19 protein-coding genes and 1 tRNA gene are annotated in these 21,879 nt (G+C 71.3%); 14 read left to right on the top strand and 6 right to left on the bottom strand.

Going from position 1 to position 21,879, the window contains the following annotated elements; all coding sequences use genetic code 11:
* Positions 1–103: 103 nt before the first annotated feature.
* The 3 genes from H577_RS0102335 to H577_RS0102325 are packed head-to-tail and all read left to right on the top strand — an operon-like array spanning position 104 to position 3,433.
* The gene (locus H577_RS0102335) at positions 104–631 is read left to right on the top strand and encodes a DUF501 domain-containing protein (protein ID WP_029144586.1); all 528 of its coding nucleotides are present in this window, start codon (positions 104–106) and stop codon (positions 629–631) included.
* Positions 628–1,902: a S8 family serine peptidase gene (locus H577_RS0102330; protein WP_036283298.1), complete on the top strand. Its 1,275-nt coding sequence runs from the start codon at positions 628–630 to the stop codon at positions 1,900–1,902. The genes H577_RS0102335 and H577_RS0102330 overlap by 4 nt, the downstream gene beginning before the upstream one ends.
* Positions 1,903–1,936: 34 nt before the next feature.
* On the top strand, positions 1,937–3,433 hold the full coding sequence (locus tag H577_RS0102325) for an NAD(P)/FAD-dependent oxidoreductase (RefSeq protein WP_156876525.1): 1,497 nt from the start codon (positions 1,937–1,939) through the stop codon (positions 3,431–3,433).
* 164 nt (positions 3,434–3,597) lie between these two features.
* On the opposite strand, the gene H577_RS0102320 is transcribed toward H577_RS0102325, so the two are convergent.
* Positions 3,598–3,670 (bottom strand) — tRNA-Leu (locus H577_RS0102320).
* A 129-nt stretch (positions 3,671–3,799) separates the two neighbouring features.
* On the opposite strand from H577_RS0102320, the gene H577_RS0102315 reads away from it, so the two are divergent.
* Positions 3,800–5,419 carry an acyl-CoA dehydrogenase family protein gene (locus H577_RS0102315; RefSeq protein ID WP_029144583.1) on the top strand — a complete coding sequence of 540 codons (1,620 nt, stop codon included), beginning with the start codon at positions 3,800–3,802 and terminating at the stop codon, positions 5,417–5,419.
* Positions 5,420–5,635: 216 nt separating this feature from the next.
* On the opposite strand, the gene H577_RS16850 is transcribed toward H577_RS0102315, so the two are convergent.
* The gene (locus H577_RS16850; RefSeq protein WP_051191619.1) at positions 5,636–7,264 is read right to left on the bottom strand and encodes a helix-turn-helix transcriptional regulator; all 1,629 of its coding nucleotides are present in this window, start codon (positions 7,262–7,264) and stop codon (positions 5,636–5,638) included.
* Between the two features lie 194 nt (positions 7,265–7,458).
* Between H577_RS16850 and H577_RS14790 the strand changes: the two genes are divergently transcribed.
* The 5 genes from H577_RS14790 to H577_RS0102285 all read left to right on the top strand — a co-directional run bounded on the left by H577_RS14790 (position 7,459) and on the right by H577_RS0102285 (position 14,234).
* The gene (locus H577_RS14790) at positions 7,459–9,840 is read left to right on the top strand and encodes a M4 family metallopeptidase (RefSeq protein ID WP_051191617.1); all 2,382 of its coding nucleotides are present in this window, start codon (positions 7,459–7,461) and stop codon (positions 9,838–9,840) included.
* Positions 9,841–10,013: 173 nt separating this feature from the next.
* Positions 10,014–11,252 carry an alanine racemase gene (locus H577_RS0102300; RefSeq protein ID WP_029144582.1) on the top strand — a complete coding sequence of 413 codons (1,239 nt, stop codon included), beginning with the start codon at positions 10,014–10,016 and terminating at the stop codon, positions 11,250–11,252.
* Complete coding sequence (locus H577_RS0102295) at positions 11,249–12,562, top strand: D-arabinono-1,4-lactone oxidase (RefSeq protein WP_029144581.1); 1,314 nt, start codon at positions 11,249–11,251, stop codon at positions 12,560–12,562. The genes H577_RS0102300 and H577_RS0102295 overlap by 4 nt, the downstream gene beginning before the upstream one ends.
* A gap of 102 nt (positions 12,563–12,664) precedes the next feature.
* Positions 12,665–13,231 (top strand): LemA family protein, encoded by a 567-nt coding sequence (locus H577_RS0102290; protein ID WP_029144580.1) that lies wholly within the window; start codon positions 12,665–12,667, stop codon positions 13,229–13,231.
* Between the two features lie 109 nt (positions 13,232–13,340).
* Complete coding sequence (locus tag H577_RS0102285) at positions 13,341–14,234, top strand: M48 family metalloprotease (protein ID WP_029144579.1); 894 nt, start codon at positions 13,341–13,343, stop codon at positions 14,232–14,234.
* Here H577_RS0102285 and H577_RS0102280 read toward each other — a convergent pair.
* Entirely contained in the window at positions 14,231–15,136 is a 906-nt protein-coding gene (locus H577_RS0102280) for a hypothetical protein (RefSeq protein WP_029144578.1), read from the bottom strand. The genes H577_RS0102285 and H577_RS0102280 overlap by 4 nt on opposite strands.
* A 54-nt stretch (positions 15,137–15,190) precedes the next feature.
* On the opposite strand from H577_RS0102280, the gene H577_RS0102275 reads away from it, so the two are divergent.
* Positions 15,191–16,378, top strand: coding sequence for an AI-2E family transporter (locus tag H577_RS0102275; protein ID WP_029144577.1), 1,188 nt, complete (start codon positions 15,191–15,193; stop codon positions 16,376–16,378).
* A complete protein-coding gene (ilvA, locus tag H577_RS0102270; RefSeq protein WP_029144576.1) occupies positions 16,375–17,601 on the top strand; it encodes a threonine ammonia-lyase in 1,227 nt (408 codons plus the stop codon). The genes H577_RS0102275 and ilvA overlap by 4 nt, the downstream gene beginning before the upstream one ends.
* A 29-nt stretch (positions 17,602–17,630) precedes the next feature.
* On the opposite strand, the gene greA is transcribed toward ilvA, so the two are convergent.
* Positions 17,631–18,122 (bottom strand): transcription elongation factor GreA, encoded by a 492-nt coding sequence (gene greA / locus H577_RS0102265; RefSeq protein WP_029144575.1) that lies wholly within the window; start codon positions 18,120–18,122, stop codon positions 17,631–17,633.
* Positions 18,123–18,195: 73 nt separating this feature from the next.
* The gene (locus tag H577_RS0102260) at positions 18,196–18,591 is read right to left on the bottom strand and encodes a DUF4307 domain-containing protein (protein ID WP_029144574.1); all 396 of its coding nucleotides are present in this window, start codon (positions 18,589–18,591) and stop codon (positions 18,196–18,198) included.
* Between the two features lie 65 nt (positions 18,592–18,656).
* On the opposite strand from H577_RS0102260, the gene H577_RS14785 reads away from it, so the two are divergent.
* Positions 18,657–18,956: a hypothetical protein gene (locus tag H577_RS14785; RefSeq protein ID WP_036283294.1), complete on the top strand. Its 300-nt coding sequence runs from the start codon at positions 18,657–18,659 to the stop codon at positions 18,954–18,956.
* Positions 18,957–18,962: 6 nt separating this feature from the next.
* On the opposite strand, the gene trhA is transcribed toward H577_RS14785, so the two are convergent.
* On the bottom strand, positions 18,963–19,655 hold the full coding sequence (trhA, locus tag H577_RS0102250; RefSeq protein WP_029144573.1) for a PAQR family membrane homeostasis protein TrhA: 693 nt from the start codon (positions 19,653–19,655) through the stop codon (positions 18,963–18,965).
* 159 nt (positions 19,656–19,814) lie between these two features.
* Here trhA and H577_RS0102245 point away from each other — a divergent pair, with 159 nt between their 5' ends.
* Both H577_RS0102245 and H577_RS0102240 read left to right on the top strand, forming a co-directional pair.
* Positions 19,815–20,600, top strand: coding sequence for an isoprenyl transferase (locus H577_RS0102245; RefSeq protein ID WP_029144572.1), 786 nt, complete (start codon positions 19,815–19,817; stop codon positions 20,598–20,600).
* A gap of 42 nt (positions 20,601–20,642) precedes the next feature.
* On the top strand, positions 20,643–21,767 hold the full coding sequence (locus H577_RS0102240; protein ID WP_029144571.1) for an aminotransferase class V-fold PLP-dependent enzyme: 1,125 nt from the start codon (positions 20,643–20,645) through the stop codon (positions 21,765–21,767).
* The last annotated feature ends 112 nt before the right edge of the window (positions 21,768–21,879 follow it).

Below are 21,879 nucleotides of genomic sequence, written 5' to 3'. Positions count from 1 at the left end.
GGTCCGGCCCGACCGCGGTTTCGGCCGCGCGCCTGAGCCCCGCCGCGCGCCCGCGGCCCGAAGATCCAGCCCGGTCACGGCGGCCCCCGCTACCCTGGAGCGCGTGACCACCCCGCCGTTCGCGCCCGTGACCGACGCCGACCTCATCGTGCTGCGCGCCCAGCTCGGCCGGCCCGCGCGCGGGGTCGTGGGCATCGCCGCGCGGTGCGTGTGCGGCAACCCGACCGTGGTCGCCACCGCGCCACGGCTTGACGACGGCACACCGTTCCCGACCTTCTACTACCTCACCCATCCGGCCGCATCGGCCGCGATGTCGCGGCTGGAGGCCGACCACATCATGCGCGAGCTGGGCGAGCAGCTGGCCGCCGACGACCAGATGCAGGCCGCGTACCGGCGCGCCCACGAGGCCTATCTGGCCGATCGCGCGTCCTACGGCGAGGTGCCCGAGATCGACGGCGTGTCGGCCGGTGGCATGCCCACCCGGGTCAAGTGCCTGCACGCCCTGGCCGCACACGCGCTGGCCGCCGGGCCCGGTGTGAACCCGATCGGCGACGCCGCATTGGCCCGCGCGGACTGGTCGCCGCAGCGGTGCGCGTGCGCCGATCCCGGCCCGGGCGGAGCGGCCGGATGAGGCGGATGCTGGCGGCCGCGGTCGCCGGGATCCTCACCGTGCTGGCGTGCACGGCCGCCGCCGAGGTCCCCGAACCCGATTCCAGCGGGGACCCGATCCGCTCGCAGGAATACTGGCTGGCCGACAACGGCATCCAGAAGGCCTGGCAGACCACGAAGGGCGCGGGCGTGCGCATCGCCGTGATCGACACCGGCATCGGGCACGCACCCGAACTCGATCCGGCCGTCGTCGGCGGTACGGACGTGTCGGGGGCGGGCAGCGCCGATGGGCGCACGCCGGTGGGACCCGTCGACGCCAACCACGGCAGCTGGGTGGGCTCGCTGGCGGCGGCCCGCGGCACCGGCGACGACACCGGGATGATCGGGGTGGCTCCCGAGGCCGACCTGCTGTCGATCTCGGTCGGGTTCGGCGCGAGCTCGCAGGTGCCGTTCACCGAGCAGGTGGCCAAGGCGATGCGGTGGGCGGTCGACAACGGCGCCGATGTGATCAACCTCTCGTTCACCACCAACACCCTGGACTGGGACACCAGCTGGGACGACGCGTTCCTCTACGCGTTCGAGCACGACGTCGTGGTCGTGGTCGCGGCCGGCAACCGCGGCAGCGGCACCGCGCGGGTGGGGGCTCCCGCGACCATTCCCGGGGTGCTCACCGTCGCGGGGGTGGACCAGAGCGGACACGCGTCGGTCGAGGCATCCACTCAAGGCATCACCATCGGCGTCTCGGCGCCCAGCGAAGACCTGCTGGGCGTCTCGGCCGACGGCACCGTGGTGCGCTGGGACGGCACCAGTGGCGCCGCGCCGATCGTGTCGGGGATCGCCGCGCTCGTCCGTGCCGCGCACCCCGAGCTGAACGCGGCGAACGTGATCGAGCGGATCACGAAGACCGCACGTCGCCCGCCGGGCGTCAGCGACGTGCCCAGCCCGCTGTACGGGTACGGCATCGTGGATGCCGCGGCCGCGGTGTCGGCATCCGTTCCCCGTGTGGCGGGCGGACCGGCCGACGAACTGAAGGACTGGATCCGGCTGTACCGGCGGGCGCAGGTCGCGCCGGCGCCGCTGCCCAGCGAGAAGCCGGTCGAGGTGCCGCCGCTGCCGCGGGCCGACCCGGTCTCCCGCCCGGTCTCGCCGTTGCTGCCCACCCGGGAACGGGTTATGTACGGCAGCCTCCCGCTGATGGCCGCCACGCTGCCCGCTATACTGATAGGGCTCGGCGTCACCGCTGCTGTCCGACGCATCCGATCGGCACGCGGATCTCGCGCGCCACGCCGCTGAATCCCTAGGAGTTCTCTCAACCGTGAACACCGCCGTGACCACTGCGCCCAAGATCCTCATCGTCGGCGGTGGGTACGCCGGCTTCTACACCGCCTGGAAGCTCGAGAAGCGACTGCGCAAGGGCGAGGCAGAGGTCACCATGGTCGACCCGCTGCCGTACATGACCTACCAGCCGTTCCTGCCCGAGGTGGCCGCCGGCTCGATCGAGCCGCGTCACGCGGTGGTGGCGCACCGCCGGCACCTGAAGCGCACCACGGTGATCACCGCGAAGGTCACCGGCATTGACCACGCGCACAAGACCGCGACCATCACCGGTCCCGACGGGCAGAGCTGGCAGCAGGAGTACGACCAGATCGTGGTGACCGCCGGCGCGGTCTCGCGCACGTTCCCGATTCCGGGCATCGCCGACAACGCGATCGGACTGAAGACCATCGAAGAGGCCGTCGCGGTGCGCGACCGGCTGATGAGCAACTTCGACCGGGCCGCCGCCATGCCGGCCGGGCCCGAGCGTGACCGGCTGCTCACCGTGGTCGTCGTCGGCGGCGGTTTCGCGGGCATCGAGGCGTTCGCCGAGCTGCGGTCACTGGCATCCGCGCTTCTGAAGGACTACCCGCAGCTGAGTTTCGACGACACGCACTTCCACCTGATCGAGGCGATGGGCCGGATCATGCCGGAGGTGTCGCTGAAGACCAGTGAGTGGGTGCTGAAGAACCTCGCCCAGCGCGGCGCGTACGTGCACCTCGACACGCAGGTCACCAGCGCGGTGGGCGGCAACGTCGAGCTGTCGACCGGCGAGACGATCCCCAGCGACCTGATCGTGTGGACCGCGGGCGTCATGGCGAACCCGACGGTGGTGCGCGGTGGCGACCTGCCCGTCGAAGAGCGCGGCCGCATCCGTACCCGTGCCGACCTGCGGGTCGGCACCGAGGACGAGGCGGTCGAGGGCGCCTGGGCGGCCGGTGACGTGTCGGCGGTGCCCGACCTGACCGGCGGCGGCGTGGGCGGGTACTGCGTGCCCAACGCGCAGCACGCGGTGCGTCAGGCGAAGCTGCTGGCGAAGAACCTCGTCGCGGTGCTGCGCGGTGAACTGCCCAAGCAGTACGTGCACAAGAACCTGGGCGCCGTGGCGGGCCTGGGCCTGTACAACGGCGTGTTCCAGTCCGGCAACCTCGCGCTGAAGGGCTTCATCGCCTGGCTCGCGCACCGCGGTTACCACGGTCTGGCGATGCCGTCGTGGGAGCGCAAGTGGCGTGTGCTGTGGGGCTGGTGGAACAACTTCTGGCTCGGCCGTGACATCGTGAGCCTCGAGGCCGTGCAGACCCCGAGGGCGGTGTTCGAGCAGTTCGCCGCGCGTCCGCGCCCGCCGCAGCCGGCCGAGGCCGCTCCGGCGAAGGATGCCGCGCCCTCCGCCGACGGCAAGAAGGCGGCCGAGCCTGCCGTCAAGGCGGATGCGGCCAAGCCCGCCGCGAAGGCCAGTGCCGCCGCCAAGCCCGCCGCGAAGGCTGCGAAGAAGGCGTCCGCGTCGGCCTGACGCCGCTGTCGAAAACGCGACACACGACGCCCGCGCCCTGCCCCTCGGGACGCGGGCGTCGTGCTGCCCGGGGCGTGGCCCCGGCGTGGTGTCTGTGCGGCGGTGTCCGACGGTGTGGCGCTTGTTCGGCGGTGTGGCGCCGAGGTGCGGCGGTGGTGTCGGGGTGCCCCCACTGGGATTCGAACCCAGACTGAAGCGATTTTAAGTCGCCTGCCTCTGCCGTTGGGCTATGGGGGCGCGCCCGTCAGCCTAGCGGCCCGCGCTGCGTCCCCACGTGATTCACTGGTGGCGCGGGCCCGACCACGGACCCTGACCGCAGCATCCGACCGTGGCATCCGACAGAGAGTCCGACAGAGAGCAGACCCGATGAGCACGCACAAGGTGACCAACCAGACGCGGCCGCGCAGCGACCTCGACGAGTACGCCGCCAACACCGCGCTCGTCGAGGGAGTCGGCCGCTACCTGCCCGACGCGGCCCAGGCCCGGCTGCACGAGGTCGGCCGGCGGGTCGGTTCGGCCGCGTTCCAGGCCGACGCTGCCCGCGCCAACCGGCGCGAACCGGTGCTGCACACGCACGACCGGTACGGCAACCGCATCGACGAGGTCGACTACGACGAGAGCTACCACCGCATCATCGCCGCCGCGATCGGCGACGGCGCGCACACCTCGGCCTGGGCGCATCCCGGCCCCGGGGCGAACGTCGAGCGCGCCGCCGTGTTCATGCTGTACGCCCAGGTCGAGCCCGGGCACGCCTGTCCCGTCTCGATGTCGCACGCGGCCGTCCCGGTGCTGCGCCAGGCGCCCGACCTGGCCGACCACTGGCTGCCGCGGCTGTACTCCACCCGGTACGACGGACGGCTGGTGCCCGGCAAGACGAGCGCGATCTTCGGCATGGCGATGACCGAGAAGCAGGGCGGCTCGGACGTGCGCGCGAACACCACCACCGCCACCCCCACCGGCGACGGCCGGTACCTGCTGCGCGGCCACAAGTGGTTCTGCAGCGCCCCCATGTCCGACGCGTTCCTCGTGCTGGCGCAGGCGCCCGGCGGCCTCAGCTGCTTTCTCGTGCCGCGACTGCTCGCCGACGGCACACGCAACGGCATCCGTCTGATGCGGCTGAAAGACAAGCTCGGCAACCGTGCCAACGCGTCCAGCGAGGTCGAGTACGAGGATGCCGTCGGCCTGCTCATCGGCGAGGAGGGCCGCGGCGTGCGCACCATCATCGACATGGTCGACCAGACCCGGCTCGACAACGTCTTCGGCGCCACCGCGGGCATGCGTCAGGCCACCGCCGAGGCCGCCTGGCACGTGCGACACCGGCGCGCGTTCGGCGCCACGCTCATCGACCAGCCGGCCATGACCGCGGTGATCGCCGACCTGCAGCTCGAGACCGAGGCGGCCACCGCCGCCGCGCTGCGGCTGGCCCGCGCCCACGACGACGACGCCGACGACGCCGAACGCGCGTTCCGACGCCTGGCGACACCGGTGATGAAGTACTGGGTCTGCAAGCGCGGACCCGGCCACGCCTACGAGGCGCTGGAGTGCCTGGGCGGCAACGGCTACACCGAGGACTTTCCGCTCGCGATGCGTTACCGCGAGCAGCCGGTGATGGCGATCTGGGAGGGATCGGGCAACGTCATCGCGCTCGACGTGCTGCGCGCGATGGCCCGCGAGCCGCAGTGCGTCGAGGCGTTCGACGCCGAACTCGAGACCGCACGTGGCACAGATCCGCGCCTGGATGCCCACCTCGACCGCACCCGGCGCCTGGCGCGCGAGGTCGCCGCCGACCCGCAGCCGGCCACCCGCGCCCGCGAGCTGGTCGCCGCCCTCGCCCTCGCGCTGCAGGGGTCGCTGCTGGTGCGCACCGCTCCGGCCGCGGTGGCCGACGCCTTCACCGCGTCGCGCCTGACCGACGGCGCGACCGGTCACCTGTACGGCGCACTGCCGCCGGGGGTGGATGCCGCGGCCGTCGCCGCGCGCGCCTGACCGGGCCGCGTCGCACCTGCGGCCGTCGCCGCGCGTGCGACCGGGTATGCGCCTGTCCGGGAGTGAAGGCGGTGCGGGGCTCCGTGTGCGTTGCTACCCGCGCGTGAGCGCGCAGTCCGGATCCCGGATGCGGGCCCGACCGAGTGTGATGGCGGTGCGGCCTCAGCGTGCGCCTGACCGGGCCGCGCGCCTGAGGGCGCGAGGGCGGTGCGGGGTTCAGCGTGCGCCGCCGCCGGCGAACAGCTCGCGCAACTCGCCCTTCGAGACGCCGCCGAGCTTGTCCCGCACGTGTTGGATGTGGTTGCGGACGGTGCCGAGCGCGATGCCCAGGCGGTTCGCGATCTCGGGTCCGGTCAACCCCTGCGCTGCCAGCACGGCGATCTCGTGCTCACGATCGGTGAGGCCGGTGTGCACCGCGTGACGCTGCGATGCAGGGATCGCGGCCGGGGCCGATCCGCCCCACTGCCGCCGCTGGCGCACCAGGCCGGCGAGCGTACGGTCGCACTCCCGATCCTCGATCAACTCGATCGCCCGTCGGTGCAGCACCCGTGCCCGCCGGTCACCTGCGGCGACGCGCACGGCGGCGGCCAGCACCCGCGCCGCCGTCGCATGCTCGCCGGCTTCCACGAAGCCGTCCGCAGCCTGCTCGAGCGCGGGAAACGGGTCCTCGCGGCCGAGCAGCACGCGCAGGTACGCGGCGTTCCGGGCCGCGCGCGGTCCGGTCGGCCAGAACTCCCACATGCCGCCGGCATCCAGGACCGCAGCAGCGGCGTCGGCGTCGAGCTCGGCGAGCGCGACCGCCGCGTCGTCCCAGCCGAACCGCGGGCGTGAGTCGGTGAGCCGTTCCAGCGCCGGCACGAGGTCGCGGTGGGGGAGCGGTTCGGAACGGATGCCGCGGACCCGGGCCTGATGTGCACGGGCGAGTACACCCAGCTGCAGGCTCTTCGATTCCAGCAGCGCGACGTCCTCCTCGGGGAACACCTCAGCGGTCCGCTGCGCTTCAGAAGCGGCGATGTTTCGCACCAGGCGCGAGAACGCCGAATACGCGTCGGGGTAGGAGGCGGGGGTACCCAGTGCGCGCAGCGCCTTGTCGTTCCATCCCTGCCGTGCCAGCGCCAACGCGCGCAGCGCGTGCACCAGCCCGGCCTTGGCCGGACCCACCGCATGGTGTGCGGACTGGTCGAGGATCGTGGCGACGGCCGCCGGGCCGTCCCACGCCAGGGCGATCAGCGCGTGGTTGCCCGCCGCGGTCACCAGCAGGTCGGTCTCGAGTGGGTCGGTCGCATCCACCCGGCTCCACAGCTGCTCGAGCTCGGCCATCGCACTCTCGCCGTCGCCGGCGTAGCAGTCCAGCGCGGCCAGGGTGTTGGCCGCCTGGTTGACCAGGCGTCGCTCGCCCAAGCGTTCCCCGATGCGGCGGGCCTCTTCGGCAAGGCGGTGGCGATAGTCCAGCGAGGGGGTCAGCGAGTCGTCGGGGAACGCGACGGACAGCAGCGCCCAGGCCCGTGCGGACTCGTCGCCGGACAGGGTCAGCTCGTGCAGCACCGACCACACCCGGTCGTTGTCGTCGCCCGGGTCGGAGTCGATGAGGATCGCCTGCAGCGGGGCGCGCACCGCCGACGTCGTCGCCTCGTTCACGCACTGCGTCACCAGGGCGATCGCCCGTGGCGCCCGCCCGGTCCAGGCCCCCACGAGCCGGGCGATCCTGGCCACCCGCACCAGGCGGTCGTCGTCGGCGTCCAGGCGCGAGCAGTACTCCTCCAGCGCCTGAAGTGCGAGATCGCCCGCGCCGCGCAGACCGAGCAGCAGTGCCTCGCGGCACACGTCCTCAGCGGAATCGGTCACCGCCCAAGTTTATGTGCACCCTGTGTGTACAGGCGCGTCATGCACGCACGGTTCCGTGACATGCCGCCGGGTCGGGGTCATCACGATTTTGTGCAGTCATTGCACTGTCCCCGGACGCCTGCGCTCGCTTGACTCGCATCACTCGCAGTGACAGCTGCGTCGTCGCGTTATCGACGACTTCAAGGAGGAAATCAATGAAGCGCACCCCATTGCTGACGGCCGCCGTGGTCGCCTGCCTGGCCGGAGGTCTGCTGACCACGGCCGGCGCGGCCGCCGCGGACGAGCCGTCGCCGGATCCGCACGGCAACACACAGGAACGACAACTGGCCACCCCCGTGGCCGGCCCCAAGTCCCTGGTCAAGAGCACCGACGTGAACGACCGGGCCACCTCGGTGCGCCCCGACACCGTCCGCAAGGCGCCCGCGTCGGTGCGGGCACAGGCCGGCAAGGTGCGCACCGACAAGACCGCCGCCAAGGCGGTCGCCAAGGCGCACCTGAAAGAGGTCGCCAAGTACTTCGGCGCCCGCGACAAGGATCTGAAGGCCACAACGGTGGCCGAGGATGCCTCGGGCACGATCGTGCGCGCTGACCAGGTGGTCGACGGAGTACCCGTGTTCGGCGGACAGATCGTGACCGCACTCGACGACAGCGGCGCGCTTCTGTCGGCGTCCGGTCAGGTCACGCTCGCCACCTACGGCACGTTCCCGACCGCGGCCGATCAGGCCGCCGCGCAGAAGAAGGCCAGCTCCCAGGCGGTCAAGGTGGTCGCCGACATGGTGGAAAGCAAGCACCCCGAGCTGAAGGTGACCGCGGCCGACCTGCACGCGTCCGCCCCGGTGAAGAACTGGTTCGACGTCAAGCTGCTCGACCACGGCATCGGCTCATACGCGGTGCCGGCGTACCGGTTCGAGGTGACCGACGGTCCCGACGTGCGCTACACGGCGTTCGTGCATGCCTCCGGTGAGATGCCGTTGCTGGCGTGGGATGAGATCAACGAGGCATCCGACCAGAACCGGGTCGTCTGCGACGCGAACCGCACCCAGGTGGCCGACACCGGGCCGAGCGTGCGCTGCGGCTCGGGCGACCAGCCCTTCGCACCTGCCCGCACCGAGGGTCAGAAGGCGACCGGCGAGGTCGACGTCGACTCGGTGTACGACTTCTTCGGCGACACCGCCGAACTGTACAAGGAGCTGGGGGTGAACCTCACCGACCTGATCGGCTCGGACTACGGTGACGACATCGGCAAGGCGATCCGCGGCACCGTGCGCATCTGCAACGGCGACTGCCCGTACGCGAACGCGTTCTGGAACGGCGAGCAGATGGCCTTCGGCGAAGGCGTCAGCACCGACGACGTCACCGGTCACGAGCTCAGCCACGGTGTCACCGAGCGGATCAGCGGGCTGGCCTACATGTGGGAGTCCGGTGCGATCAACGAGGCGCTCTCGGACATCTTCGGCGAGTTCGTCGATTTGACCAACGGGTCGGCAGACGACACCGCGGCCAACCGCTGGCTGATCGGCGAGGGCTCCTCGCTCGGAGCGATCCGGTCGATGTCCGACCCGACCGCCTTCAAGGACCCCGACAGCACCCAGTCGTCGCTGTGGGCGCTCGATGCGAGCTGGAGCGACAACGGCGGTGTGCACACCAACAGCGGTGTGGCCAACAAGGCCGCCTACCTGACCACCGACGGCGGCACGTTCAACGGGCAGAAGGTCAAGGGCCTGGGCATCGACCGCAGCGAGCGACTGTGGTGGGGCGCCGCCCAGCGGCTGACCACCGGCTCGGCCTACACCGACCTGGCTGAGGCGCTGCGCGCCTCGTGCGATGGCCTGGCCAAGCACGCCAAGAAGACCGGGTTCACCAAGGCCGACTGCGGCCAGGTCGACAAGGTCATCACCGCCACCGCCATGGACCGGGTGCCGGCAGCGGCCGCGGCCAAGCGCGCCCCGCTGTGCGACCCGCAGTTCAGCACGGCCAAGAAGCCGGTCTGGAAGACCAGCTTCACCAAGGGCGAGTCGAACAAGGTCGTCTTCGGCGCCAAGCCGAACAGCACGAACCCCGACGCCTGGTCGTGGGCGTACAGCTCCGACACCCTCGACACGCTCGGCGGCACGTTCTCGAACGACGGCGACGACTCCGCGGTCGCGATGATCACCAAGGATGCCGGGGTCGCCGAGGGGGCGCTCACCATGGCCAAGGGTGTGAAGGTCAAGAAGGCCAACACGTTCCTGCGCTTCGAGCACGCCGACGGGTTCATCTCGGCCTTCTTCGGTCTGGACAACGGCTACGGCAAGGTCGAGTACACCGTCGACGGCGGCAAGACCTGGACCAACGCCGCCGAACTGCCGTGGGTGAACGGCCCGAACGGGCCGGCCAGCGCGGCCGACGACCCCGATGTGATCGGTCCCGTGTTCAAGGGCTCGTCGTTCGGCTGGGCGACCAGCCGGGTCGACCTGACCTCGCTGCGCGGCAAGACCGTCTCCTTCCGCTGGGTGCCGCTGGGCTCGTACGCCTCGTGGCTGCTGCCGGGGACCTGGTACCTCGACAACGCGGCGATGTACGAGTGCGCGAAGTGACCGGCAGCGCCGATCGGCCCGGCGGCGTCAGCGTGCCAGGGGCCTGACCGGCGGTATCACCGGCACCCGTTCGGCCCGGGGACCCGCGAGGGTTCCCGGGCCGAACGGGTCTACGCCCGAGTGCGAGCGGCCTAAGCTGGGGGGAATCGATGTGCGAAGGAGCCTGCGAACCGATGAGCCTCGACCTGCTCGCCGCGTCCGGCACCGACGGCGATCGCGCGTGGGAGCGGCCGTGGGCGTACTGGTCGGCGATGACCGATGCGATCGCCGAGTTGTCTGGCCCGGTCGGCGTCGTGAACGTCGACGCCCTGCGCTACAACGCCCTCGACATGCTCGTGCGCGCCGGTGGGGTGCCCATCCGGGTGGCCAGCAAGTCGGTGCGCGTGAGGCAGATCATTGACGCCACCCTCGCTCTGCCCGGGTACCGCGGCATCCTCGCCTTCACGCTGCTCGAAGCGCTGTGGTTGGCCGCACACGGCCACGATGACGTCGTCGTCGGCTACCCGACCGCCGACCGCGCGGCGATCGCCGCACTGTGCGCCGAGCCCGAGGCGGCCGACCGCATCACGCTCATGGTCGACAGCATCGACCAGCTCGACCTGATCGACGCGGTCGCGTCGCCCGCGGCGCGGCCGACGTTGCGCCTGTGTCTGGAGGCCGACGCCTCGTGGCGCGCGCCTGGGCTCGGTCACATCGGTGTGCGCCGCTCGCCCGTGCACACCGCGGGCGAAGTCGTCGACGTCGCCCGCCGCATCGCCGCCCGGCCGGGCTTTCGGATCGTGGGCCTGATGATGTACGAGGCGCAGATCGCCGGGCAGCCCGACAGTGAGGGCCTTTCCGACCCGGTGATCCGGTGGATGCAGCGCCGCTCGGCCGAGGAGCTGATCGCCCGGCGCGGTGCGATCGTCGACGCGCTGCGTGAGATCGCCCCCCTCGAGTTCGTCAACGGCGGCGGGACCGGGTCGCTCGAGCTGACGGCATCCGACCAGGCCGTCACCGAGCTCACCGCCGGCAGCGGGCTGCTGGCCGGGCATCTGTTCGACCGCTACCGCGTCTTCGACCCGGCCCCGGCGGCCGCATTCGCACTCGAGGTGGTGCGCAAGCCCGCCGACGACATCGTCACCGTGCTCGGTGGCGGCTGGATCGCCTCTGGCCCGCCGCTGGCATCGCGCCAGCCGCTGCCGGTCTGGCCGCAGGGCCTGCACACCCTCGGCCGGGAGGGGGCCGGTGAGGTGCAGACGCCGCTGCAGGGCGAGGCGGCGCGCGGCCTGCGGGTGGGCGACCGGGTCTGGTTCCGGCACGCCAAGAGCGGGGAGCTCGCGGAGCGCATCGACGCATATCGGCTCATCGAATCGGATCGCGTCGTCGGCGAGCTGCCGACGTATCGCGGGGAGGGAAAGGCGTTCCTGTGACACGACCGGGCGGCGAATGGCGCAACTGGGGACGATCGGCCAGGGTCCGGCCACAGCGGGTCGAGTTCCCGAACAGCACCGACGCGGTGCGCCGCGCGGTGCAGGCCGCGGCGCGGCGGGGGCTGGCGGTCAAGGCGGTGGGCGCCGGCCACAGTTTCACCGGGATCGCGGTCGCGCCCGGGGTGCTGCTCGACCTGCGCGAGCTGACCGGTGTGGTCCGCGTCGACCGTGAACGGGAGCGGGTCACCCTGCGTGCCGGCACCCACCTGTACGACATCCCGCGGCTGCTGCGGCCGTACAACCTGGCCATGCAGAACCTCGGCGACATCGACCGGCAGACCATCGCCGGCGCGATCTCGACCGGCACGCACGGCACGGGCTCACGGTTCGGTGGCATCTCCACCCAGGTGGTGGGGGCGGTGATGGTCACCGCGGACGGCGAACTGCTCACCGTCGACGACGAGCACAACCGGGAACTGCTGCCCGCCGTCGCGCTGGGGCTGGGTGCCCTGGGCGTCCTCGTCGAGGTCACCTTGCAGTGCGTTCCCGCCTTCGTGCTGCACGCGGTCGACGAACCCGGACCGCTCGAGCAGACCCTCGACGCGCTGGGACAGCGGGCCGAGGATGCCGACCACTTCGAGTTCTATTGGTTTCCGCACACCGACGTCGGGCTGACCAAGACGAACACGCGACTGCCGGCCACCGCCGGGCGCCACCCGCTGCCGGCGGTGGGACGCTGGATCGACGAAGAGCTGCTGTCGAACGGACTGTACGGCGCGGTGTGCGCCGCCGGCACCGTGGTGCCGGCGCTCGTCCCGCCGTTCTCACGCCTGGCGGTGAAGCTCACCGGCGACCGCGAGTACACCGACTGGTCCGACCGGGTCTACACCCAGCATCGGGGGGTGCGCTTCCGCGAGATGGAGTACGCGCTGCCGGTCGAGAACCTGCGGCCGGCGTTCGACGCGCTGCGTGCGCTGATCGACGAGAACCGGTGGCGCATCTCGTTCCCCGTCGAAGTGCGCGTGGCGGCAGCCGACGACCTGTGGCTGTCGACCGCGTACGGCCGGGCCAGCGGCTACATCGCCGTGCACCGGTACTGGCGCGAGAACCCCACCGAGTACTTCGAGGCCGTCGAACAGATCATGCTCGCGCACGGTGGGCGCCCGCACTGGGGCAAGATGCACACCCTGGATGCCACGGCCCTGCGCGAACGGTATCCACGGTTCGACGACTTCATCGCGCTGCGCGATCGGCTCGATGAGAACCGGATGTTCCAGAACGCGTACCTGCGCCGGGTGCTCGGCGAATGAGGCCGGCTCGCTCGGTGGGTAACGGCTGAGAGTCCCCGCCGTGCCAACGGCCGGTGTCGGCGCCGCGGTTAGGATGGGGACGATCGAACGGAGTCGCGTGCAATGGAATGGTTGATCCCGGTACTGATCGTGGTCGCGCTCGTCCTCATCGTGGGGATCTACCTGTGGGCGACGTACAACTCGCTGGTGCAGTTGAACGTCCGCGTGGACGAGGCGTGGAGCGACATCACGGTGCAGCTCAAACGTCGCGCCGACCTGCTGCCGAACCTCATCGAGGCGGTGAAAGGCTACGCCGCGCACGAGAAGGCGGTGTTCGAGAACGTCACCCAGGCGCGCGCCGAGACGCTCAACGCCGGGGGACCGGCCGAGGCGGGCGTGGCCGAAGGACACATGCAACAGGCGCTGAAGTCGCTGTTCGCGGTCGCCGAGGCCTACCCGCAGCTGCAGGCCAGCCAGAACTTCCTGCAGCTGCAGCAGAACATCGTCGACACCGAAGACAAGATCCAGGCATCCCGCCGCTTCTACAACGGCGGCGTGCGCGAGCTGAACACCAAGATCAAGGTGTTCCCCAACAACCTGTTCGCGCGCAACCTCGGCTTCCACGAGCGCGAGTTCTTCGAGGTCGTCGACGGCGCGGCCATCGCCGAGCCGCCGCGCGTGCAGTTCTGACACGAGGCGGGTCACTGCGCCGGGCGCATCGACCCGCACCGTGTCACGGCTGAGCGAGGGCCGAAGGCCCGAGTCGAAACCCCCGTGGTCGATCTGAAGGGCCGGTTCGGTGTACTCCGCGATCGCGCGCAACAAGCGCAACACCTGGTTCATCCTCATCGGGTTCGTGCTGCTGTTGGGGGCGTTGGGGCTGCTCGCCGGCTGGCTGGCCAGCAACAACTGGTGGATCACGGCGCTGGTGCTGGTCTTCGCCGGCGGCTACGCGGCCGTGCAGTACTTCTGCGCCGACCGTGAGGCGATCGCGCTGTCGGGGGCGTTCGAGGTCGACAAGCAGTCCGCACCGCGTTACTACCGCCTCGTCGAGAACCTGTGCATCACGACCGGTGCGCCGATGCCGAAGCTGTACGTGGTCGAAGACCCGGCGCCGAACGCGTTCGCCACCGGCCGCGACCCCGAGCATGCCGCGATCACGGTGACCACCGGCCTGTTCGAGCTCATGACCGACCGCGAGCTGGAAGGCGTGCTCGGTCACGAACTGGGGCACATCCGCAACTACGACATCCGGGTCTCGATGCTGGTGTTCGGCCTGGTGGTGGCGGTCGGCCTGGTCGCCGACGTGATGCTGCGGATCTCGTTCTTCTCGGGCGCGCGGCGGCAGAACAACGGCAACAACCAGGCCCAGCTGGTCTTTCTGATCTTCGGGATCGTCGCCGCGATCGTCGCGCCGCTGTTGGCCGGGCTGGTGCAGGCCGCGATCTCACGGCAGCGCGAGTACTTGGCCGATGCGACCAGCGCCCTGACCACGCGGGACCCGGAGGGGCTGGCCTCGGCGCTGGCGAAACTGGGCGAGTACGGGCGTCCGCTGCAGAAGGCGAACACGTCGATGGCGCACCTGTGGATCGCCGATCCGCTGCGCCCGAACGCGCTGGCCCGCATGTTCTCCACGCACCCGCCCATCCCCGACCGGATCGAGCGGCTGCGCACGATGGGCGGGTCGTTCTAACGCACCGCCAGCTGCACGGTCGCGCCCGAGAACACGATCTCACCGCGCAATGCCCAGTCCTCGGTGCGGTAGGTGTGGCTCGCCGCCCGCCCGTCGAAGCCGGTGCCGCGCGCGGTCGCGGTGATCACGCCTCCGGTCGCGGCGAACCTGCCGTGCTCGGGGTCCAGGTGCAGCGTCGGCCGTGTGTCGATGCGGAACGCGAGGGCATCGAGCGTGCGCAGGTCGGCGGCCCAGGGCACCCGCAGACCGCAGGCGGCGGGCACGTGGTCGGTGGATGCCGCGCACCGGTCCTCGTACGTCTCCAGCTGCGTCTGCAGCACGGCCTGCCCGCGCGTGCCCAGCGTCACCGGCAGTGTGACCGTCACCGGCTGCGCGTCGGTGACGGCGACCGTCTGCGCGCCGTCGAGCACCGCGTCCGGCAGCGCCCGCACCGGGTATTGCGCGGGAAGCACCGCGACCGCCGTATGCGCGGGGACGGTGGCATCCCCGACCCGCACCGCCGCACCCAGGGTGGGGTCGACGGTGAGCGTGCCGAGGAAGTCGCCGACCTGGTACCCGTGCCCGGCACGGGTGAGGGTGAAGTGCACGTCCACGCTCGCCGTACCCAGGCGTGCGGTGGCGTGCACCGAGCCGTCGTCGGAGATCCGCTGCACCACAGGGTCGGCGATGCGGTCGGAGGCACCGGCGAACGCGTCCAGCGCCAGGCGGCGCGTGTCGGGCGGCACACGGGAGTCGTTCGTCATGGCCGTCAGCGTGTGCACGTCGCCGGAGGCCAGCGCGTCCAGCCAGTCGTGCGCGGCATCCTGGATCTGCGGCGGACGCAGCAGCCAGAACACCGCCACGCCCACACCGAGCGCGGCGACCGCCGCGGCGGCGACCACGATCGCGGTGCGTGCCCTCACGGCTCCACGTTAACCGAACCGGGCCGCGCTCCGGTGCGGCCGTAGACTGGCCGGGTGTCAGCAACCGACGGAAACCCCCGCACGTCGCTGCGCGATGTGCTGAGAAACCGCACCGTGGACACCGAGATCGGTGCCACCATCCCTCGCGGACTGCGGGTGGCCACCGCCTACTCGTGGCGCCTGCTGGTCGTGGCCGGGGCCATCGCCGTGGGCATCTGGCTGGTCATCCAGCTCAAGCTCCTGGTGATCCCGCTGCTGGTGGCGATCCTGATAACGGCGCTGCTGTGGCCGGCGTTCTCGTTCCTGCTGCGGCACCGGGTGCCCCGGTGGCTGGCCATCGTGATCGCCGTGCTCGGCACCGTCGCGGTGATCGGCGGGCTGATGTCGCTGGTGGTGTGGCAGATCACCGAGCAGTGGGCGTCGGTGCGCGACCGCACCGTCGCCGCCGTCGACGGGCTGCGCGACTCGCTCGTGCACGGCCCGCTGCATCTGACCGAGCACCAGATCGACACCTGGCTCGGCCAGCTCTGGCATCTGCTGCAGCAGCAGGCCGAACTGCTGTGGTCGGGTGCGCTGGCGATCGGCAGCACCGTCGGTCACATCGGGGCCGGGCTGCTGCTGACCCTGTTCATCCTGCTCACCCTGCTCGCCGACGGCGCCGGCATCTGGCGGTGGGCGACGCGGCTGTTCCCGAAAGCCGCCCGTCCCGCCGTGGACGGGGCCGGCCGCGCCGGATGGACCACCGTCGTCGACTATGCGCGCACCCAGCTGCTGGTGGCCACCATCGACGCGGTGGGCATCGGCCTGGGTGCGTTCCTGCTCGGCGTGCCGCTGGCGGTTCCGGTCGCGGTGCTGGTGTTCCTCGGCTCGTTCGTGCCGATCGTGGGCGCGGTGGTCACCGGCGCGGTCGCGGTGTTCCTCGCGCTGGTCTACAACGGCTGGTGGATCGCGTTGTGGATGCTCGTGGTCGTGCTGGGTGTGCAGCAGCTGGAGGGCCACGTGCTGCAGCCGCTGCTGATGGGCTCCGCGGTCAAGGTGCACCCGTTGGGCGTGGTGCTGGTGGTCGCCGGCGGCGCCATGATCGCCGGCATCCCGGGCGCCCTGTTCGCGGTGCCGCTTGCCGCCTTCGTCAACGTCGTCGGGGTGTACCTCAGCCGCCGCGGCTGGGAACGCGGTGAGCAGTTCGCCGCCGACGACCTCATCTGGAACACGGTGCCCCGCACCAGGAAGAGCGGTGCATGAGCACTCCCACCCTCGACGACTTCGCCGACGCCGCCGCCACGCTCGAGCCGGTCATCACCCGCACCCCCATCGACCAGTCGCTGTACCTGTCCGAGCTGCTCGGTGTGCCCGTGCACCTGAAACTCGAGAACCTGCAGCGCACCGGCTCGTTCAAGATCCGCGGGGCAAGCTACCGGCTCTCGCGGCTGTCGGCCGAAGAGCGCGCGCGCGGCGTCGTGGCCGCCTCGGCCGGCAACCATGCGCAGGGGGTCGCGCTGGCCGCCCAGCAGCTGGGCATCGCGGCGACCATCTTCATGCCGCTGGGTGTGCCGGTGCCCAAACTCCTGGCCACCCGTGGCTACGGGGCCGAGGTCGTGCTGGAAGGCGCCACCGTCGAGACGCCGCTGCGGCTGGCGGCCGAGTTCGCCGAGCGCACCGGCGCGGTGCTCATCCATCCGTTCGACCACCGCGACATCATCGTCGGGCAGGGCACTCTGGGGCTGGAGCTGTGGGACGCGATCGACGACCTCGACACGGTCGTCGTCGGCATCGGCGGGGGAGGGCTCATCGCCGGCGTCGCCGCTGCGGTGAAGGCCCGTGCCGCCGCCGAAGGACGCACGGTGCGGGTGATCGGGGTGCAGGCGGCCAACTCGGCCGCCTACCCGCCGTCGCTGACCGCCGGGCACCCGATCGATGTGGCCACCACACCGACCATCGCCGACGGCATCGCGGTCGCCCGGCCCGGCGAGATCCCCTTCCAGATCGTCCGCGATCTGGTCGACGAGGTCGTCACCGTCACCGAGGACGACATCGCCCGTGCCCTGCTGGTGCTGCTCGAGCGCGCCAAGCAGGTCGTCGAACCCGCCGGCGCGGTGGGCGTGGCGGCGATCCTCGCCGGCAAGATCCACCCGAGCGGGGCGACCGCACTGGTGCTGTCGGGCGGCAACATCGACCCGCTGCTGCTGCAACGTGTGGTCGCACACGGGCTGGCGGCATCCGATCGCTACATGACCATGCGCATCCCGCTGCCGGACCGTCCCGGCCAGCTCGCCCAGGTGTCGGAACTGCTCGCCCAGGCCGGCGCCAACGTGATCGAGGTGCTGCACACCCGGCACGGCCAGGGGATGCAGATCAGCGAGGTGGTCCTGCAGTTGAGCGTCGAGACCCGCGGCGCCGAGCACCGTGCGCTGGTGATGCAGACGCTGCGCGAGGCCGGCTTCGAGCCGACGATCGTCGAGGACTGACAGGTCGGGCCCGGCCGCGGCGGTCGGGCCTACGCGCCGGTGTAGGTGTCGACCTTCACGACCTGCACGGCGATCTCGCGACCGTTCGGGGCGGTGTACGAGGTCTTCTCGCCCTCTTTCAGGCCGATGATCGCGCTGCCCAGCGGGGACGCCTCGCTGTACACGTCCAGATCGCCGCCGGCGGCGATCTCGCGGCTGCCCAGCAGGAACACCTCTTCGTCGCCGGCGACCAGCGCCGTCACGACCGTGCCCGGCTGCACCGTGCCGTCGCTGGCGGGCGCCTCGCCGACGACCGCATTCTTCAGCAGTGCCTGCAGTGTGCGGATGCGCGCCTCCTGCTTGCCCTGCTCGTCTTTGGCGGCGTGGTAACCGCCGTTCTCCTTCAGGTCGCCCTCTTCGCGGGCCGCCTCGATGCGCTTGGCGATCTCCTCCCGACCGACGGTGGTCAGGTGCTCGAGCTCGGCAGCGAGACGGTCGTATGCCTCCTGGGTGAGAAAGGTCACCGCAGCGTCTTCGGACACGTCTACTCCTTCGATCGATGGGATAAGCCAAGACGCCCCGGCAACCGGCCAGGGCGTCTTCGTGCGGATCAGCCTAGGGCACCCAGCAGGTGTTCACCAAACCGGTCGTGGCCTCGCCGACGGTGGGGATGGACTCGCTGTAGGCGTGGGTGTGACCGCTCGATGCGGGCAGCCGCACGATCTTCCAGCCGACCACGCCGTGCTCGGTGTCGTCGGCTTCGAGCACACAGGTCACGGCCGTGCCGGCCGGTGCGGTGATCTGGAAGGCCAGATCCACCCGGTGCGCGTCGACCACGGTGAAACCGGTGGCGGTGGCATCCACCGTGTTGCGCCCGCCGCCGAACGCCGCCCACACCATGACGGCGAGCGCGGCGCCGATCGCCACGATCGCAACGACCAGCAGCGTGCGCCGGCGCCGGGGCGAACTCGTGCGCCCGTACCGCTCGTCGAGCATCTGCTGCGTCGTCATGGTGACTCCGTGGGGGGAATAGGCTGGTGATTCCAGGCTATGCGCTCTGCGCGGAATGAGGAAAAATGCACGCTGCGATCGCCTCCCTCGCGATCCTCGCCGCCGGCCCGACACCGAGCCCGAGCCCGAGCGGCCCTCCCGCCGCGATGGTCACCCCCGGGCCGTGGGGCTTCGTCGCGATCGCCCTCATCGCCCTGGCCGTGGTCGTGCTGCTGTGGGACATGATGCGCCGCATCCGGCGTGCCCGGTACCGCGCCCAGGTGCGTGAGGAGCTGGACGCCGAGCAGGCCGAGGTCGAGGCGGCCGCCGACGCGACCGGCACCGACGCGCAAGACGTGGATGCCTCCGGCGACGACGATCGCTGACGCCGTTCAGCCGGCGTGGTAGGCCGGTGCCAGCGAGATCAGCAGCGACGCCGTCCAGTGGCAGATGAACGCGAGCACCGTGCACACGTGGAAGATCTCGTGGAAGCCGAACCGGCGCGGCCACGGGTCGGGCTTCTTGGTCGCGTACACGACGGCGCCCACGGTGTAGAGGACACCACCGATGATCACGAGCACCATCATCGTGGCGTTGGCGTGGAACAGCGGCACGATGTACATCACGGCCGCCCACCCCAGCACCAGGTACAGCGCGACATACATCCAGCGGGGCGCGGTGATCCAGAACACCCGGAACAGGATGCCCAGCACCGCCCCGCTCCACACGATCGACAGCAGGATGACCGTCTCGTCGGTGGGCAGGGCCAGCACCGCCAGCGGCGTGTAGGTGCCGGCGATCAGCAGCAGGATGTTCGCGTGGTCGATGCGCTTGAGCACCGCCTTGGTGCGGGGCTTCCAGTTGAACCGGTGGTACAGCGCCGAGTTGCCGAACAGCAGCATCGAGGTGACCATGAACACCGCGGCCGCCCACTTGGCGGAAGACCCGTGCGCGACGCTGATCAGGACGATGCCGCCGACGATCGCGATCGGGAAGGTGGCGGCATGGATCCAGCCGCGCCAGGTCGGCTTGACGTCGATGGCCGCGTCGGCGGCGGCCGACGCCATGAGCGGCAGTTCCGGCATGTCCGCGCCCTCGGGCGCGTGCGTGTCGGCGGGAACGGGTTCGGGCTCGCGGCGGCTCACCCTCTGAGCCTATTGCGCGATGGATGCCGCATGCCGTACATGGGCGGATCCTGCACGCATGCACCGCACGTGCCCAGGGTGTGACGGTAGCGTGGGACGGTGACGTCCGCGCGGTCGAACCAGGGGCAGGGACCCCTCTACCGGCTCTACATCGGCAGGCTCCGCCGCCGGATCGCCCCCGAGCAGGTGCCCCGCCACGTCGCGATGATGATCGACGGCAACCGGCGCTGGGCCCGCCAGCTGGGGTACGCCACCGCTGCGGACGGTCACCGGGCCGGGGCGGCGAAGATGCGCGAGTTCCTGGAATGGTGCGACAGCGTCGGGGTGCAGGTGGTGTCGCTGTACCTGCTGTCGCTGGACAACCTGCGCAAGCGCGCCCCGCAGGAGCTCTCGGACCTCATCGAGATCATCGCCGAGCTCGCCGAGAGCCTCTCGCACGTGCGCGACTGGCGGGTGCAGCACGTGGGCCGGCTCGACGGGCTGCCGCCCGAACTGTCGCGTGTGCTCGCCGACGCCCAGGAACGCACCGCGCACAACCGCGGTCTTCATGTGAACCTCGCGGTCGGCTACGGCGGGCGCGGCGAGATCGTCGACGCGGTGCGCAGCATCATCCAGCAGCACGACGAGCGCGGCGGGACCCTCGAAGAGCTGGCCGCGAGCCTGACCCCCGAGCAGATCGGCGAACACCTGTACACCGGGGGACAGCCCGACCCCGACCTGGTGATCCGCACCTCGGGCGAACAGCGGCTCAGCGACTTCCTGCTGTGGCAGTCCGCGCACAGCGAGTTCTACTTCGTCGAGGCGCTCGGGCCCGACCTGCGCGAGGTGGACTTCCTGCGCGCGATCCGCGACTACGCCGAACGCGACCGCCGGTTCGGTGGCTGAACCGGCCCCGACCGGCGGGGCGGCCCGTGCCACAATGTCACGGTGAGCGATCTGGAACACTATCTTTCGACCTTCGACGTCGAACCCGGATACCTGGACTGGGCGGCGTTCGGTCCGCTCTCGTCGGGGGTGCGCGCCGAGGCGCACGCCGACGCGGAATCGCTGGGCAACGGCCGCCGCTCCAGCATCGACCTGGTCGCCGGCCGCAGCGACCGCGCCTGTGAACTGCTCGCCGAGCTGCTGGGCGCGCCCGTCGACGAGGTGGTGCTGCAGCCGTCGACCACGTACGGGCTGATGCAGGCGCTGTACGGGCTGGACGGTGCCCTGCTGCTCTCGCGCGCGGAGTTCCCGTCGCTGACGATCGCCGCCACCCGCGCCGCCGGTCTGCGCGACGGGTTGACGCTGCAGTGGATCGACCCGGCCGACGGGTTCGTCACCCCCGGCGCGGTGCGTGAGGCGCTCACCGATCAGACCACCGCGGTGGCGGTGAGCCTGGTCGATTTCCGCACCGGGTACGCCGCCGACCTCACCGCACTGCGCGAGGTCATCGGCGATCGGCTGCTCATCGTCGACGCGGTGCAGGGGTTCGGAGTCGTGGACGCGGACTGGGCCGCCGCCGACGTGGTGTGCGGGAACGGCTACAAGTGGCTGCGCGCCGGGCGCGGCACCGGCTGGGCCCGGTTCGGGCCGCGTGCCTTGGAGCGGCTGGAGCCGGTGCTGTCGGGCTTCGCCGGCGCCGAGGGCGATCAGCTGCCGATGGACGTGGTGCCGGCTGCGGCATCCACCGCGAGGGCCTTCACCGTCACCGGCTCGGACTTCCTCGCCGCCGGCCGGCTCGCGACCGCCCTCGAGGAGGTGCGCGCGGCCGGGGTGCGCTCGATCGCCGCGGCGGTGGCCGAGCGTGCCGACGAGATCGTCCACTACGCGACGCGGTACGACGTGCCGCTGGCCACCCCGTCCGAACGTGAGCACCGCGCCGGCATCGTCACGCTCGCCCCACGGCGGCAGGATGCCGCGGCCCTGGCGGCCACGCTGGTCAACCACGGCGTGGCCTTCACCGCGCGGGGCGGCCAGATCCGTCTCGCCCCGCATGCGGCCACCGGCGAGGACACCATGCGGCTCGTGGGTGACGCGCTGGCCGAGTTCGCGGCATCCCGCACCTGGTGAGCACAGTCGTCACCGGACGTTAACCTCGCGTCCGCGTGTCGGGCGCGCACGGTGCGCCCGGGCGGCCGTACGGTCGAGGCATCGGACAAGGCGTCCGATCGAGTCGGCCAAC

Origin of the sequence: Microbacterium luticocti DSM 19459 (genome assembly GCF_000422405.1) — a bacterium.
Classification (GTDB): domain Bacteria; phylum Actinomycetota; class Actinomycetes; order Actinomycetales; family Microbacteriaceae; genus Microbacterium; species Microbacterium luticocti.
This window is presented reverse-complemented; position numbering and strand designations above follow the sequence as displayed.

Coding starts and splice junctions, on each gene's coding strand:
- H577_RS0102330 (WP_036283298.1), top strand. CDS start 628: ATGAGGCGGATGCTGGCGGCCGCGGTCGCCGGGATCCTCACCGTGCTG.
- H577_RS0102315 (WP_029144583.1), top strand. CDS start 3,800: ATGAGCACGCACAAGGTGACCAACCAGACGCGGCCGCGCAGCGACCTC.
- H577_RS14790 (WP_051191617.1), top strand. CDS start 7,459: ATGAAGCGCACCCCATTGCTGACGGCCGCCGTGGTCGCCTGCCTGGCC.
- H577_RS0102300 (WP_029144582.1), top strand. CDS start 10,014: ATGAGCCTCGACCTGCTCGCCGCGTCCGGCACCGACGGCGATCGCGCG.
- H577_RS0102290 (WP_029144580.1), top strand. CDS start 12,665: ATGGAATGGTTGATCCCGGTACTGATCGTGGTCGCGCTCGTCCTCATC.
- ilvA (WP_029144576.1), top strand. CDS start 16,375: ATGAGCACTCCCACCCTCGACGACTTCGCCGACGCCGCCGCCACGCTC.
- H577_RS0102260 (WP_029144574.1), bottom strand. CDS start 18,591: ATGACGACGCAGCAGATGCTCGACGAGCGGTACGGGCGCACGAGTTCG.
- H577_RS14785 (WP_036283294.1), top strand. CDS start 18,657: ATGCACGCTGCGATCGCCTCCCTCGCGATCCTCGCCGCCGGCCCGACA.
- trhA (WP_029144573.1), bottom strand. CDS start 19,655: ATGCCGGAACTGCCGCTCATGGCGTCGGCCGCCGCCGACGCGGCCATC.